Here is a 16141-nt window from a genome sequence, read left to right as displayed (position 1 = left end):
ACAGTGAATGAACAAACGATGCGAAAAAGCAGATGGCAGACAGGAATGTTTCTACTCATCATCATTGTCCTTTCCTATTTATCATCAGCCATCACAGCCTTTAACTTTGTACAAGGCTTGGCGACAATCCCGAAAGCGCTTGGCTGGATCTTTTCAAATTTAATGGTGACACAGGAATCGCTGGAAAAGTTGCCAAAGATCCTGGAAAAATTGGCTGAAACCATCTTTATGTCGATTGCGGCGACAACATTAGCGGCTGTTGTTTCTCTCTTCCTTGGGGTAATGGGATCAAAAACGACCAAAGTAAATAATTTTTTAAGTGTATTTGCCCGTTTTATTGCTTCAGTATCCCGAAATATCCCTGTTGTCGCATGGTCGCTGGTTTTGCTCATTTCTTTTGGACAAAATTCCGTAACAGGCTTCCTTGCTTTATTTGTTGGAACCGTAGGGTTTTTAACAAGGGCATTTATCGAAAGTATTGATGAAGCGAGCCAAAGTTCGGTTGAAGCATTAACGGCAACAGGGGCAACTTATTTCCAAATAGTCAGCAAGGCGGTTATACCGCAAGCTTTGCCGCAGATGATCAGCTGGGTGTTGTTCATGGTGGAAACGAATATTAGAAATGCCACACTGGTAGGAATCTTAACAGGAACGGGAATTGGATATACCTTTGACATGTATTATAAGATGCTGAATTATAATGCGGTAGCGCTTGTGACACTATGCATTGTCATTACCGTAATTGTTGTGGACCTGATTTCAAATCATATACGGAAGGTGATTCTGTAATGGAAGCAGCCTATATAAAGAGAAAGGCAGACGGACGTATTCATATCAAATCGGGGAGCAAAGGGGACCAAGCCGTAAGATGGACAATCATCACCCTGGCAGTTTTAACAGTTGTTGCCTTTCTATTCTTTAACTATGCAGGGCTGGAATTAGGCCCGGCGATTAAGGAAACAGCCTATAACGTGAAGGTGATGTTCCTCGAGCCGGCATTGAACCATTTTGACTTAGGAGAAGCCATCTATCAGGTTGGGGTTACGCTTGGTTTAGCGTTTTTAGCTACAATCATCGGTGCCATCATTGCCTTTTTCCTTGCCTTGATGGCTGCCGCGAATTTAGCTCCTGTATGGGTATCACGGACAGTTCGTGTGTTTGTTGCGATTATCCGGGCCGTTCCAACGGTATTATGGGTGTTAATCTTTGCGATAGCTGCCGGACTGGGGAGTGAAGCGGCGGTTCTAGGAATGTTGTTTCATTCTATCGCCTATTTAGTAAAAGCATTTTCGGAGGCATTTGAAGAAGTCGATAAAGGAATCTTTGAAGCGCTGCAATCAACGGGTGCCAATTGGTGGCATATCATCAGAAGCGGTGTATTGCCGTCAACTTTCACCTACTTATTATCATGGGTTTTCCTGCGGTTTGAAATCAACTTCGGTGTCGCGGTAGCAATGGGAGCGGCAGCTGGAGCGGGCGGTATTGGATTTGAGCTGTTTATGGCTTCCGGCTTCTACTTCGATCTGCGCGAGGTTGGCTTTATCACTTACGCTATTCTCATCATTGCCGTCCTATTGGAGGTCCTGTCCACCCGTTTGAAAAAACGATATTTACCAGCAGCTTCTAACTAACTAAATCATAGATGAAGGAGAAGAAAGTAACCATGAACCACTACAAGCTATTAACACCCGGGCCTTTGACGACGACAAGCTCTGTGAAAGAAGAAATGCTGTTGGACCGCTGTACATGGGACAATGATTATAAAATGATCACTCAAAAAATTAGAGCTAAGCTTCTTGAATTGGCAGGAGCTGACCCGGAAGAATATACAGCTGTCCTCATGCAGGGAAGCGGTACGTCTGCTGTAGAAGCGGTGATGAATTCGGCCATTTCGAATCAAGATAAGGCTTTAATAATAACGAACGGTGCATATGGAGAAAGAATTGTAAAAATAGCCAAATACATTGGACTGGCATTTAGCGAATATCGGGTACCTTATGATGAATGTCCAAATGAAGAAGAAATTAGGAATAGATTAATAGAGGACCCAGGCATTACACATATGGTCATGGTCCATTGTGAAACAACTACAGGCATATTAAATCCAATTGAGATGGTTTCGAAACTCTCAAAAGAATTTGGAAAAACGCTCATCATTGATGCCATGAGCAGTTTTGGCGGCATGGAGATTCATGTTCCTGAACTAGGGATCGATTTTTTAATAAGCAGTGCCAATAAATGCATTCAAGGGGTTCCCGGGTTTGGGTTTATCATTGCCAGATTGGAGAAACTAAAAGCTTGTGAAGGAAACTCGCGCAGTTTATCACTAGATTTATATGATCAATGGAAGGAAATGGACAAGGAGGGGAAATGGCGCTTCACTTCTCCGACACATACAGTGGCTGCGTTTTCTAAAGCACTTGATGAACTGGAGGAGGAAGGGGGCATTCCAGCGAGATCCTCCCGTTATCAGAATAATAATACCATTTTAAGAGAAAGACTGAAGAAAATAGGGTTTCAAGCCTATTTATCACCAGAAAAACAGTCTCCTATTATTACAGCCTTTCGTTATCCGAATGACCACTTTCATTTCGAGCATTTTTATACATATGTAAAGGAAAGGGGCTACGTCCTTTATCCGGGAAAATTGACGGATGAGAGCACATTCCGAATCGGAAATATCGGGGAGATTTATGAAAAAGATATCGAAGAACTATGCCAAATTATCGAAACTTACATGGGAGTGATGATTAAATGAACAAAGTAGAAGGAGTTATTTTTGATTGGGCCGGTACGGCGGTCGATTTTGGCTGCTTTGCCCCGGTAAATGTGTTTATCGATATTTTTAAGCAGGCTGGAATTGAAGTGACGATGGCAGAGGCAAGGGAACCAATGGGAATGCTGAAAATCGACCATATCCGTGCAATGCTTTCCATGCCTAGAATCTCGGCATTATGGGAAGAAAAATACGGACAAGCCTTTACAGAGCAAGACGTTGAAAAATTGTATGCTGAATTCGAACCTGCACTCATGTCTTCCTTGAGTGAGTATACGGATCCTATTCCGGAAGTTGTGGAAACCGTACAAACATTAAGAGACCAAGGAATGAAAATTGGTTCCACAACCGGATACACACAAACCATGATGGATGTGGTGGTGCCGAATGCCAGGAAAAAAGGCTATAGCCCAGATTTTTATATCACACCAGATGGGACCCATTCAATTGGAAGACCGTACCCATATATGATTTTTCGCAATATCGAAGCATTAGAATTATCGGCATCATGGAAGGCAGTTAAGGTAGGAGATACGGCCTCGGATATAAAAGAGGCGGTGAATGCAGGTGTTTGGGCAGTAGGTGTCGTGATCGGAAGCTCTGAAATGGGATTAAGCCTGGATGAATTTAATGCTCTATCCAAAGAGGAGCAAGAGAAAGCAATCTCTAAAACAGAAAAATCCTTCATACAAAATGGCGCCGATTTCACGATTAAATCGATGAGCGAACTGCCGCAACTAATTGAAAAAATCAATCACCTTATTTCGGAAGGAAAAAGACCTTAAGTTCAGAAGGTTTTCATCCCTGGGTTATGGCAATGTTAACTTAACCGAAGCGAAGGATAAAAAGAAGGAACTGACCAATGATGGTGATGGATGGCACGAGTGCAGGAGCGACGACTCTGACAAGATGGTATAAAGGTAAGAACATTCCAATGGGTGAGATTGTCATTGGAGGAGTGCGTCCCCATTCTGCCGAATCGGCTATTTGGTCAACATGCTTGCTGAACGTGCGAACATCGGATTTTCTACTGGCGGACATACGGGTGAGGACGTCTTCCTGTACGCTTATGGTCCATCTAAACCATATGGCTTGGTAGACAATACGGATGTTGCGAAATCAATGGCTATCTAAGAATGCTTTGAATCTTTCTAAATAATAATGGAAGGGTGTCCCAAAAGTATAACTTTTAGAGGCACCCTTTTTTTGATAAAAACATTTTATTACCCGTGTGGATTGAAATTCAAGTCCTCCAGAGATTACGGATGCTCGTTTGTTTTGCTTCCCCCTTGGTCACACTTTAGACACCTTTTTTTCGAAAAAACGAAATAATTGATGCAATCCTGCCGGGAATCGATGCAATAATGTTAGGAATTGAAGCTATTCCCTAGAAAATTGAAGCAATCACTACGTTTAGTCACCTCTTTTTCCAAAAAAGCAATTCTTTTTTAGTCATAGGCACCCGTTTATGATGCTTTAAGCCGTTTTTAGTCTTTGAAATCCAGATTATGTTAATATTGTATCATTAATAATACATAAGAAAGGGGATACACAGTGGCAGAAGATAGCATAGGAGTTCGGTTACTTGCATTAAAAGACATTTTCTACGTGATACGGATGAAGACTATCAGCTTTCAATTAAGGAACTAGTGGAAAAGTTGAAGAGTGAGGTGTCAGGCTGTACGGCAGACGCTATAGCGGTTAAACGATACATGGAAACGTACACGTATTTGTTACTAGAGAGGAGACACCTAATGTTTGATAAATATAAATAATATCTATCCAGAGAGCAAATTAAGGAAAGGAGTGAAGGAACATAAATTTTCATAAAAAATTTATAAACATAATGAGCAAAACAAGTATTTTAACCTGTACAGGTCTTGTTTTTCTCGTCTCTCAAATTGTTATTTTAAAAATATTGGCAAAAATAAATTTAAAAGAAGTCATTACATTACAAACGACTTTTAGCAATTTAACGTTTTCTAGTATTATAGCTGAATGGAAAGCAAATGGAAGTATAGATTATTACTTTTTACATTATTATTTTGACTTTATTCATCCAATTTTTTATTCATTATTTTTATTTGCAATTATTAGTAAGGTTTTGTATAGCAAATTACATATAGAAAAATATGTCTCTATTAGTTATCTTCCGTTCGTTGCCGGTTTGTTCGATATAATTGAAAATATTTTACACTTACATATGATCACCAACAGTATTTATCCAAAAGAGATAGTTATAATGAGTGCATTTTTTACAAATTTAAAATGGTTGTTATTAATTTCTTGTTTGCTTGTTCCTATTCTGTTTCTGTTTCCATCCAAAACCAAAAGATTGAAGGAGTGAAGTTATTAACATATAAGGTGAGGGAAAAGAACTGATTTTTAATTAAAACTGTGGTATTTACAGGAGTGATTAGACTGAAAAAAAGCTTATATTGCAAATTTGTATACAAAAGAAAACTTATCTGCAGCAGAAAGAGCTGGCAAAAAGCTTGGAACCCTATTCCCAAGCTTTTTTTGTGCTATTTTACATTTCAAAAAGTTTGCGGAGCTTTTAGAGTTTTAACCGCGAAGAGCCAAACTGCACTGCCAAACGCCGTCTAACTGTTATCCATCCAATACCCCAATGTCTAGTAAAATCCAATATTCATCGAAATTATTATTAAACATATCCCAAATTCCCGTTACTCTCTCCATTATATTAATCCATATGTAAATTCTATTTTTATACTAATATAATGTTTATTTACGTTGTGTTAATGCTGTCTTTATATTTTTATTTTACTATTTGTCTTGTAAAACAAAAACAAACAAACACAAAACAAAAAGGAGAATAGGAAAATATGAACAGACAGACATTAAAAAAGTTGACTGCAGGAGTTCTATCACTTTCCTTGTTGGCTGGATGTAGTTCAGGAGCTGGCGAAAAAGCAGCGAGTGCTGTTGATGTTAATAATCTTTCTCTAGAAGAAATCGAAACTGGAGCTAAAACAGAAGGGGAACTTGCTTCTGTAGGAATGCCGGATACATGGGCGAACTGGGGCCAAACATGGGATGAGCTGGAAAAGAAATATGAATTGAAACATTTCGATACAGACATGTCCAGTGCAGAGGAACTTGCCAAGTTTGAATCTGAGGGTGAAAATGGGACGGCTGATATCGGGGATGTCGGGATTGCTTTTGGCCCGATTGCTGAAGAAAAAAGTTTGACTCTCCCTTATAAAACTTCGTACTGGGATGAGATTCCGGAATGGGCGAAAGATGATAATGGCGACTGGGTTGTCGGTTATACAGGAACGCTTGCATTCATTACAGATAAAAACAAAGTAAAAGAAACGCCAACTTCATGGGAAGATTTGAAAAACGGCGATTATAAAGTAGCGGTGGGTGATGTAATGACTGCTAACCAGGCTCAATTTGCCGTGCTGGCTGCTGCTTACGCCTTCGGTGGCGATGAAAAAAATATACAGCCAGGAATCGACTTTTTTGCGGAGCTAGCAAAAGAAGGCCGCTTAAGCACATCTGATCCATCACTGGCAAATTTGGAAAAAGGTGAAATTGAAGTAGCCATCATGTGGGACTTCAACGCTTTAAATTACCGTGACAAGATCGAAACAAAGCGTTTTGATGTAGCGATTCCAGAAGAAGGTTCTGTGATGTCTGGTTACGCAACCATTATAAATAAACATGCACCAAATCCACATGCTGCCGCTGCCGCCCGGGAGTATATTCTATCGGATAAAGGCCAGGAAAACCTGGCACGCGGATATGCCCGTCCAATCCGTGACATCGAGCTTCCCAAAGAAGTAGAGGCCAAACTTCTCCCTGACGAGATGTACAACAATGTCCAGCCTGTAGAAGACCAAAAAGCATGGGAAGAAACAACAAAACAATTGCCTCAAATGTGGCAGGAAGAGGTATTAATCCATGCTAACTAACAAACTCGCTTTTATCATGATTGACGGCTTGCGTTACGACGCAGCCGTCAGTGAAATGGGCTTTATGCATCATTTGGTAGAGCAGGGGCGAGCGGCACGCTTTAAAGTGAAATCCGAACTTCCCAGCCTGTCACGGCCGTTATATGAAGTTCTCTTGACAGGTACCCCGGTGATTGAAAATGGGATCGCCACTAATCAGACAGTAAGGCTGTCCCATCAAGAAAGCCTATTCCATCTGACAAAGAAGCATGGCTTGACGAACGCAACGGCATCTTATTATTGGGTCAGTGAATTGTATAATCGGGCTCCATTCGATAAATTGACTGACCGTTATCAGTTTGATGGCAGCCAGCCGATTGAAAAGGGCATTTTCTACTGGGAGGACCATTATCCGGACAGCCACCTGTTCGCGGATGCCCATTCATTGCTCTCCACATATAAACCTGATTTTTTATATGTCCATTCAATGAATGTCGATGATGACGGCCACCGCTTTACGGGGGACTCGGCCGAATACCGTGTCAGGGTCAGCAAGGCGGATGCTTTATTGGCAACAATTTTACCCGTATGGCTAAAAGAGGGCTATCAGATTGTCGTGACAGCTGACCACGGTATGAATAAGGATGGCAATCATGGCGGAACGACTCATGATGACAGGGATGTACCGTTATTCATCATCAGTGAAAAAATCAATCCAGGAATATATGAAGATATGATTCCACAATTGCAGCTTGCGCCACTGGCATGCCACCTGCTCGACATGCCTCCATCAGATAAAATGCAGCCTCTCCGAATCCCAGGCACCAAGGCGCCTTCCTTATAGAAGGCTCCCATTGCCAACAAAAGAGGCAGAAAGGGGTATTCTCTTTGAAACGAATGAACTGGTTTGCGGCATCCTTCCTTATTCCTTTTTCAATCATGGTTTTGATGTTTTTAATCGTCCCGATCCTGTCAATGATTTATGACAGCTTCCAAAAAAGCGGGACTGGATTTACTTTTGAAAACTATCAGACCGTTTTTGAAAGTGACTTCTACCTCCAGGCATTTGCCAATAGCATTAAAATTTCCTTGTTCTCAAGCTTGCTTGCCTTATTTGCAGCTATTTTTGCAACGTATTCATTAACCAAATTCCCGCAGAGTGTACAGGATAAAGTGATGAATTTTGCCAACTTAACGTCCAATTTTGCGGGGGTGCCACTGGCATTTGCGTTTATCATTCTGCTTGGAAATAGCGGATTGTTTGTACTGTTGTTCGAAAAAATGGGGATAAGCGGAATGTCTTCGTTTAATTTATACTCTATGGCCGGCATTATCCTGATTTATATATACTTTCAATTGCCGCTGGCAGTCATGCTGTTGTTTCCTATTTATCACGGCATCCAGGACCAATGGAAAGAAGCGGCTTCCATTCTTGGAGCTTCAAATACGCAGTTTTGGCTGAGGATTGGAGTTCCTGTGATCCTGCCAAGCCTTGTCGGGACTTTCAGTATCCTGTTTGCGAATGCAATGGGGGCCTATGCAACAGTATACGCCTTAACGGGCAGCAGCTATAATATGCTGCCAGTCCGGATTGGGGCACTTGTCTCCGGTGATGTATTTGCACAGCCGGAACTCGCAAGCGCGCTTGCCCTGGCGCTTGGTGTCATACTCGTAATCGCAATGCTCTTTAATGAATGGCTTATGCGAATGGTTCGGAGGGATTTACGATGAAGCGCCCATTTTATCACTATGTGACAATAGGGATTGTCGTGCTCTATTTGATTATTCCATTATTGGGTACGTTCCTTTACTCTTTTGCGACAGAATGGAATCATACAGTTTTACCGGAAGGATTAAGCTTTGAATGGTATCAGCGGCTATTTAGCGATTCCCGCTTTATTGATGCGTTTATCCGCTCGCTTCTTATCTCACTAGGTACGACTGCAATCGCGGTTCTGATTATTGTTCCTACAGTTTGCGCAGTAATCCTATATGCCCCAAAGCTCGAAAAATATATACAGGCAATCACGGTGATGACATATGCCATCCCTGGAATCATTTTGGCGGTTGGATTAATCAGGTCATACTCTGATTTCCAGCTGTCAAAAATCCTGATTGTAATGGGAGCTTATTTTGTCTGTGTGATTCCTTATATGTACCAGGGAACAAGAAACAGCTTGCGGAATATCAACGGGGCAGCTTTGATGGAAGCAGCCGAGGTGCTGGGCGCTTCACGCTGGGGTGCGTTCCGCCACGTAATCGTTCCGAACATTATCCCCGGAATTCTTGTTTCAGCCCTATTATCGTTCTCCATTTTGTTTGGGGAATTTGTGTTGATAAACATGATTGTTGGAACCCGATTTGAAACTGTACAGCTTTATCTATTTGCCCAAACGAGCAAGAGTGGACATATGGCCAGTGCGATTGTTGTGTGTTATTTTGTCCTAATGGCATTGATTACAGCTCTAATTATTAAGGCAACGTCTTCCAGGAAAACAAAAAAACGAGCAGCTCCTAAGAAAACATGGTTCAAGCTGACTTTACCGAAGAAAGAGGCGGTCAAATCATGAGTTATGTAGCCATTAAAAATATCCGTAAAACATTCAACGATCAAACGGTTTTGCACGATATTGAGTTATCTTTTGAAAAAGGTGAACTAGTTACCCTCCTTGGCCCTAGCGGGTGTGGAAAAAGTACACTTCTGCGGATTCTCGCAGGGCTTACAAGGCAAGACTCCGGTACCATATCCCTGGATGGCAAGGATATCACCAATCTAAAGCCAAAAGCCCGCGAAATTGGGATGGTTTTTCAATCCTATGCATTGTTCCCGAATATGACAGTATTAGAAAACATTTCTTTTGGGCTGAAGATGAAAAAGGAAGACAGCCAAACAATCAAAAATAAAGTTGCAAGAATGATAGAATTAACAGGGCTGGAAGGAAAAGAAAATAGTTATCCACGGGAACTTTCCGGAGGCCAGCAGCAAAGGGTCGCATTGGCAAGGTCTTTAGTAATGGAACCGAAAGTTCTTCTTCTTGATGAGCCTCTAAGCGCACTTGATGCACAGATTAGAAAGAAATTGCAGCAGCAATTGCGAACCATCCAGAGAGAATTGAAAATGACAATGGTGCTGGTCACTCACGACCAGGAAGAAGCAATGGCAATCAGTGACAGGATTTTTATACTAAATCAGGGGAGAATTGCACAGCAGGGCACCCCAAATGAAATTTATGCCCGCCCTGCAAATGAATTTGTTGCTGGTTTTATTGGAAACTATAATGTTTTGACTAAAGAAGAGCTGGCTCGTTTCATACCCAATGTTGCAAATTGGAGCCATTCCATCTATGCAATCCGTCCTGAAGCTTTTACTCTTAAGAAGGATGGGAAGAGCTATGAAATTACCGGTCTCATCAATCAGGTTTCCATGCTTGGAAATATTACCAGATACACAATCCAGAATGACAAAATGACCATGATGATCGACCAGCTGCATCAAACTCAATCAACTCTACAAGAGAATGAGAGTCGAACATTCTTCTTGAGAGAGGAGGATATCATTCCAATAGCATGAGTTTATTATCACAAGAACGCCAATCTATGATTATGAATGCCCTAAATGAAAAAGGGAAAGTGTTAGTGGCGGAATTAGCAATCCTTTTTGAAGTGACCCCCGAGACAATCAGGCGTGACTTGCACATTATGGAAGAGGAACGGAAGCTAACACGAGTGCACGGGGGAGCTATATTATATTCAAAGACACAGAATGAACCCCATTTTGAACAAAAGCAAAACATGATGTATAAAGCAAAATGTGCAATCGGTAAGAAAGCGGCGAGTTTTATTGAGGATGGAGACGTTATTGTTATTGACGTAGGCACGACAACATTACAACTTTCCAAAGAAATTAAGGATGTTACGAACATTACCATTGTGACGAACTCAATTGCTGCTGCGTATGTCCTAAATGATTCACTTGAAAGGAAGCAGTTTGACGGAAAAGTAATCGTCGTAGGCGGAAATTTGAATCCTGAGCAGAAATCTCTTTCAGGGACTGTTACGTGCCGGATGCTGGAAGAGTTTCAATTCAATAAGGCTTTTATTTCCTGTGGGGGAATCATGCCGCCGGACATCAATGATTACGATATGGAGGAAGCCAATGCATCTTCCATGATGGTAAAACAGGCAAACCAGGTCTTTTTGCTCGCTGATTCTAGTAAGGTCAATCACCGATCGTTCAGCAGAATATGCGACCTATCTGATATCGATTATGTTATCTGTGACAAGGATATCCCGGAAGAATGGAAGTTGGATCAGCGGGTGAACCATCAACTAAAATGGATTGCAGTGGGAGGAGATAGAACGTGAAAGTCGATTATCATGTCCATCTGGAAGAAGGTCCCTACTCTTTAAAGTGGGCCGATCGGACAAATCAGTCATTGGATTATTTCCATCCTTACTCCGAGCCAAGGCATTCCTACCAATGGCTGCAGGCAAGCATGGACCGTTTATCAAAAAGAATGAAGCTTGGAGCTTACGATGAATCATGGGTAGATTTATATTTAATTGAAGCGAAACGAAAAGGCCTAAAAGAAGTGGGAATTGTCGACCATTTATATCGATTTGAAGAATCCCGTTTCTATTTTGAAAAATACATGGATGTCAGCGACAGTGATATTGGCAGAAAGCAACGGGTTTGGCTTGATCAAGTAATGACTCAACAAATGGATTCGTTTGTTGAAGCAGTCGAAAAAGCAAAACCACGCTGGGCAGAACAAGGAGTTACTCTTCGCATGGGTATTGAAGCAGATTATTTTCCAGGCTGTGAATCTGAATTAGAGCAGCTCCTCGAAAAATATGATTGGGACTACGTCATTGGCTCTGTCCATTTTGTCGATGGCTGGGGATTTGACAACCCAGATACCAAATATCATTATGACAACCTGGACCTCCGTCTCGCCTATCAACGTTTTTTTACCATTGTTGAATCGGCCATCCGCAGTGAATTATTTGATTTTGTCGCTCATCTGGATAATTTTAAAGTATTTAACTACCGGCCGGATGAAAAGGAACTCCTGAATCATTACCACGAGATTGGCAAGGCGCTGGCTGAAACAGACACAGCGACGGAAATTAATGCAGGGCTCTATTATCGTTATCCTGTCAAAGAAATGTGCCCAAGTCCTGCCTTACTCGATATCCTTCTGGAACACGGTGTCCATTTCACTCTGTCATCCGACTCACATTTCCCAGAGGACATCGGCAGCTACGTGGACCAAAACAAGCATACCCTCCTTGAAAAAGGGATAAAGAATGTTGCTACATTTGAAAAAAGGAATCGAATCAGGAAACCAATAGGGGAGCCCGCCCTAAAGTAAATTTGTTAAACCGATGAAATCCCCGAAGGATTGAAACCCCATAGTCCTAGCTTGCGACTCCATTCTTCTCTGGCAATCAAAAATTCAGCGAGTTTGTTGGAAAACAAAAAAGAAAAAGGCACAACAGCAGTGGTTTCAGCTCGTTGTGCCTTTTTCATCGCAAAACTTCCGATTGTCCGCTATAAGAACCGTCCCCGTGCTTTTCAATCATGTGTCTGATACTTAACTTTTTCGTCCAGTAGGGGGCCTTTCGAGACCATGTTTTTTTATGTGGTATTGGAGGCTTTGCCGTGTGATTCCCAGCTTTTTGGCGGCTTGGGAGATATTCCAGTCTGTCTGGTCCAGTGTCTTTTGAATGAAATGCTCTTGAGAGGTAGTGAATATTGATTTGAAAGGATTCTTTTTTTTGTCCTCTAATTTTTTCGTATCCGGCAATATTTTTCTTCTGATGTAGGCCGGAAGATGGTCAAGATCCATTTGCTGATCTGACTCACTGGTCCTGATTATTAAATTCTCGATTAAATGCTCAAGTTCACGTGTATTTCCGGGCCACTGATATTGGATCAGTGTTGAAAGCAAGTCCTTGGATAGCTTCGGTATGGCTTTCATGTACTTTTTCTGGTATTTTCCAAGGAAGTACTCAATGAAAAAATGAATATCTTCCGTCCGCTCCCTTAATGGGGTAATATAAAGACTTGTATGAGCAATTCTGTAGAATAAGTCGAGGCGCATTTTTCCTTCGTCAATCAGTTTCACTGGATCCTCGTTTGATGCGCTGATGACGGTGCATTCTACCGGGATTACTTCATTTGCCCCGACCCTGCGGACTAGCCGCTCCTGTAGAACCCTCATTAACTTTGATTGCAAAGTGATTGGCATGGAGTTGATTTCATCGAGAAACAGTGTGCCATCTTTTGCATACTCAAACAGTCCAATTTGATTGGCAGCTCCAGTGTACGCCCCTTTGACCGTTCCAAATAAAGTGCTTTCCAATAGGGTTTCCGGGATGGCCGCGCAGTTAATGGCCACAAAGGGCTTGTTAGCTCGAGGGCTGTGATTATGCATGCTTTGGGCAAACAGCTCTTTCCCTGTCCCTGTTTCGCCAACAATCAGCACATCCGTATTATGGACAGAAATATTTTGTGCTTCACGGATCAGGTTTTTTAGTGCAAGGCTTTTGCCTTTAATATCGTCAAAGGTAAAAGTTGTTCCATTTTTCAGTGTCTGTTTCACCGATTCCCCCTGATCAGAATGCCTTTTTAACTCAATCGTTTCGTGAAGTCGATTTTTGAGATTCGTTTCATTCGTGCTAAGCGAAAAAACTGCGATAGTTTCGCCATCTTTTTGAATGGGATAGGTGCTGTAATTTACATACTTTGGCACTCCATTAACCCTTGAGTGTGCCCGATACCTTGAAAAGATAGGCTTTCCAGTTTTAAAAGTATGCTTATGTTCGGAATATTGCGGATTATAATTATAGGCTGACCATAAATGTTTGCCGATAATTTCTTGCTTGTCCAGCCCCTCCAGTTTCTCCTGGGCGCTGTTGTATAATCTGATTTTTCCTTCCCGGTCACTCATCATCACGCCTTCATTCAGGGATTCCACAATATTTTCAAGACAGTATAATCTCGCTTTCTCGTTTGTCAATAAATTGGTCGAATCTTCAATGCAAAGAATAAAGTAGTCATTCCCAACTGTCAGTTTCTTGACTTCAACAGAAAGCTTTTTACCGTTTAATTCAACTGAGTATTTTTCATTCTCCACCAATCTTTCTTCAATGCATGGGAAAAGCTCTGAAATATGTATTCCTGTTGTTACACTTGCCTGTATGTCCATTGCGTTTATGTCATGCCATAAAATCTCGTGCTTTTCATTTAACACGATTACTCCGTCTGTGAAACTTCTAATTAGGGATCCTATCGATGATGCAATCAAGTTTATACCCCCCCTGAAACCATAATAACCTGTAATGAATATAACATCGATTAAGAATATTTTAAATAGTCTGCATGCAAAAACCATCTGCGTCGCTAATTTGTAACCGTTTTCACAGTTTTGCAGTGACTTTATGATATTTAGACAAAAAAAGGTGCCAAATCTATCTGCACTTTACTTTTTTCGCTGCTTTGCTTTTCCGATTAAAAGTAGCTTCGATCCACCTGAAATTCGATGAAAACGGCCGTTTTCTATTAAAAACAGACTATTTTATTGAATTTAAGAGACTTGGCACGACAATTGCATTATATAAAGATGAGTACAACAAAAACTGCAAAACTCAAGGAGGAATCGCTATGTCAACACCAGAAATTTTATACTCAGTTAAAGCACAAAGAGGGCCGGAACTTCGCTGTAAAGGCTGGAGACAAGAGGCCATTTTGCGAATGCTTGAAAATAATATGGAAAACGCGGAAAAGCCGGAGGAGCTTGTGATATACGGAGGAATTGGCAAGGCCGCACGTAACTGGGAGTCTTATCATGCTATTGTCAAATCTTTAAAAGAGCTTGAGGATGATGAAACGCTTGTTGTCCAGTCAGGAATGCCTGTTGCCGTCTTCAAAACGCATAAATATGCCCCAACGGTTGTTATGGCAACGACCAACATTATGAAAGCAGACTGGCCAACATTTTATGACCTTCAGGACAAAAACCTGACGATGTATGCAAACTATACAGCGGCTCCATGGGAATACATCGGTACCCAAGGTGTTATCCAAGGAACGTTTGAAACCTTATCAGCGATTGCCCGCCTTCATTATAATGATTCACTTGTTGGAAAGATCCTTTTAACAGCGGGAGCCGGCGGGATGGGTGGAAACCAGACAAGGGCAATGACGATGCACGGCGGTGTGGCTATTCTATGTGACTCGAATATTGAGATTATCAAGAGAAGAATTGAAAAAGGATTTATTGATTGCCTGGCTGATTCATTGGATGAAGCGATCGCAATGGCTAAACAGCATGCCGCTGAAGGAAAACCGCTTGGTGTTGCGGTTGTCGGAAATGCTGCAGATATTTTTGAAGAAGTTCTTCAAAAAGGATTCTTGCCGGATATTTCAACATCGATGACTCCTGGGCATGACCCAATTTCCTATTTGCCATCAGGCTACACTGTTCAGGAAGCTGAAGAGCTCCGTGATACGAATCGCGCCCTTTACCTTGAAAAAGCGCGCGAAACGATGGTTCGCGAGCTGAAAGCGCTAATCAAATTCATGGACCTTGGTGTGCATTCATTTGAATATGGCACAAGCCACCGCAAAGAGTGTATTGATGCTGGGATGGATGAGAAGGAAGCCAAGCGTCTTCCAGGGTTCGTGGCTGAATATATTCGCCCGCTCTTCTGCGAAGGCCGTGGACCATTCCGTTGGATTTGCTTGTCAGGTGAGGCGGAAGACCTTAGAAAAATTGACGATATGATTTTGGAGAAATTCAGTGATGACCTCCTTGTAACCCGTTGGATCAAGCTCGCGAAGGAACATATTCCAATCGAAGCATTGCCTGCCCGCATTTGCTATATGGGCTTTGGCCAGCGTAAGGCATTTGCCTTGGAAGTGAATGATATGATCAGGCGCGGTGAGCTTGCCGGCCCGGTTGCCTTCTCTCGTGATAACCTTGATTCCGGTTCCATTGTCAACCCGACCTTTGAATCTGAGAACATGAAGGATGGCGGTGACCTGATTTCTGACTGGCCGGTATTGAATGGACTCCTGAACGCCGTTGGCATGTGCGACCTTATTGCCCTTCAGGCGAACTATTCAATGGGTGAAGCGGTTCATACTGGGGTGACGATGGTTGCCGATGGTACAGCTGAATCGGATATGAGACTTGAAGTGGCAATGACAGTGGATTCAGGAATCGGTGTTGTCCGTCATGCACAGGCAGGCTATGAAACTGCCAGGGATGTCGCCAATGGAAAAGGTAAACTGACAAATGAAAGCATCAAAATCCCGTTATGGTGGTCACCGAAAGCCACGTTCGGTCCAAAGGATTTAAAACCGGAAAACGTGAAGGCATAATTTTCATCATTGGCAGAGATCCGTGAGGCAGACGGTCTCTGCCATATTATGAAT

The 16141-nt window shown here is 42.0% G+C and carries 15 protein-coding genes and 1 pseudogene; 13 read left to right on the top strand and 3 right to left on the bottom strand.

All coding sequences use genetic code 11. The features are described from left to right. Nucleotides 1-3 precede the first annotated feature (3 nt). Genes phnE through phnX form a run of 4 tightly spaced genes read left to right on the top strand, consistent with a single transcriptional unit; the run spans nt 4 to nt 3561 of the window. Entirely contained in the window at nt 4-789 is a 786-nt protein-coding gene (gene phnE / locus WQ57_RS01790) for a phosphonate ABC transporter, permease protein PhnE (protein ID WP_046521965.1), read from the top strand. Continuing rightward, entirely contained in the window at nt 789-1631 is an 843-nt protein-coding gene (locus WQ57_RS01785) for an ABC transporter permease subunit (protein ID WP_046521964.1), read from the top strand. The genes phnE and WQ57_RS01785 overlap by 1 nt, the downstream gene beginning before the upstream one ends. A gap of 32 nt (nt 1632-1663) precedes the next feature. Then, nucleotides 1664-2758, top strand: a complete 1095-nt coding sequence (gene phnW / locus WQ57_RS01780; protein WP_046521963.1) for a 2-aminoethylphosphonate--pyruvate transaminase — start codon at nt 1664-1666, stop codon at nt 2756-2758. Then, complete coding sequence (phnX, locus tag WQ57_RS01775; protein WP_046521962.1) at nt 2755-3561, top strand: phosphonoacetaldehyde hydrolase; 807 nt, start codon at nt 2755-2757, stop codon at nt 3559-3561. Before phnW ends, phnX begins: the two co-directional genes overlap by 4 nt. A gap of 40 nt (nt 3562-3601) precedes the next feature. On the opposite strand, the gene WQ57_RS26860 is transcribed toward phnX, so the two are convergent. Then, nucleotides 3602-3817 carry a hypothetical protein gene (locus tag WQ57_RS26860; RefSeq protein ID WP_162200586.1) on the bottom strand — a complete coding sequence of 72 codons (216 nt, stop codon included), beginning with the start codon at nt 3815-3817 and terminating at the stop codon, nt 3602-3604. Here WQ57_RS26860 and WQ57_RS26455 point away from each other — a divergent pair. The 8 genes and pseudogenes from WQ57_RS26455 to WQ57_RS01730 all read left to right on the top strand — a co-directional run. Next, nucleotides 3764-3904, top strand: a pseudogene (locus WQ57_RS26455) (alkaline phosphatase); the annotation flags it as partial. The gene WQ57_RS26860 and the pseudogene WQ57_RS26455 sit on opposite strands and share 54 nt — an antisense overlap. Before the next feature lie 1718 nt (nt 3905-5622). Then, nucleotides 5623-6717: an extracellular solute-binding protein gene (locus WQ57_RS01760; protein ID WP_046521959.1), complete on the top strand. Its 1095-nt coding sequence runs from the start codon at nt 5623-5625 to the stop codon at nt 6715-6717. Continuing rightward, nucleotides 6707-7540, top strand: a complete 834-nt coding sequence (locus WQ57_RS01755; protein WP_046521958.1) for an alkaline phosphatase family protein — start codon at nt 6707-6709, stop codon at nt 7538-7540. The genes WQ57_RS01760 and WQ57_RS01755 overlap by 11 nt, the downstream gene beginning before the upstream one ends. Before the next feature lie 53 nt (nt 7541-7593). After that, nucleotides 7594-8427 (top strand): ABC transporter permease, encoded by an 834-nt coding sequence (locus WQ57_RS01750; protein WP_046522053.1) that lies wholly within the window; start codon nt 7594-7596, stop codon nt 8425-8427. Beyond that, complete coding sequence (locus WQ57_RS01745; RefSeq protein ID WP_046521957.1) at nt 8424-9266, top strand: ABC transporter permease; 843 nt, start codon at nt 8424-8426, stop codon at nt 9264-9266. Before WQ57_RS01750 ends, WQ57_RS01745 begins: the two co-directional genes overlap by 4 nt. Beyond that, nucleotides 9263-10267 carry an ABC transporter ATP-binding protein gene (locus WQ57_RS01740; RefSeq protein WP_046521956.1) on the top strand — a complete coding sequence of 335 codons (1005 nt, stop codon included), beginning with the start codon at nt 9263-9265 and terminating at the stop codon, nt 10265-10267. The genes WQ57_RS01745 and WQ57_RS01740 overlap by 4 nt, the downstream gene beginning before the upstream one ends. 26 nt (nt 10268-10293) lie before the next feature. Beyond that, nucleotides 10294-11061: a DeoR/GlpR family DNA-binding transcription regulator gene (locus WQ57_RS01735; protein WP_241481463.1), complete on the top strand. Its 768-nt coding sequence runs from the start codon at nt 10294-10296 to the stop codon at nt 11059-11061. After that, nucleotides 11058-12071 (top strand): histidinol phosphate phosphatase domain-containing protein, encoded by a 1014-nt coding sequence (locus WQ57_RS01730; RefSeq protein ID WP_046521954.1) that lies wholly within the window; start codon nt 11058-11060, stop codon nt 12069-12071. The genes WQ57_RS01735 and WQ57_RS01730 overlap by 4 nt, the downstream gene beginning before the upstream one ends. 5 nt (nt 12072-12076) lie before the next feature. Here WQ57_RS01730 and WQ57_RS26450 read toward each other — a convergent pair whose 3' ends face one another. Together WQ57_RS26450 and WQ57_RS01725 are read right to left on the bottom strand one after the other, a co-directional pair. Beyond that, nucleotides 12077-12229, bottom strand: a complete 153-nt coding sequence (locus tag WQ57_RS26450; RefSeq protein WP_156183025.1) for a hypothetical protein — start codon at nt 12227-12229, stop codon at nt 12077-12079. A 64-nt stretch (nt 12230-12293) separates the two neighbouring features. Then, entirely contained in the window at nt 12294-14009 is a 1716-nt protein-coding gene (locus WQ57_RS01725; protein WP_052948619.1) for a sigma 54-interacting transcriptional regulator, read from the bottom strand. 356 nt (nt 14010-14365) lie between these two features. On the opposite strand from WQ57_RS01725, the gene hutU reads away from it, so the two are divergent. Then, nucleotides 14366-16087, top strand: a complete 1722-nt coding sequence (gene hutU / locus WQ57_RS01720) for a urocanate hydratase (protein WP_046521953.1) — start codon at nt 14366-14368, stop codon at nt 16085-16087. The last annotated feature ends 54 nt before the right edge of the window (nt 16088-16141 follow it).

The organism is Mesobacillus campisalis, assembly GCF_000986785.1.
GTDB classification, from domain to species: Bacteria; Bacillota; Bacilli; order Bacillales; family Cytobacillaceae; genus Mesobacillus_B; species Mesobacillus_B campisalis.
This window is presented reverse-complemented; position numbering and strand designations above follow the sequence as displayed.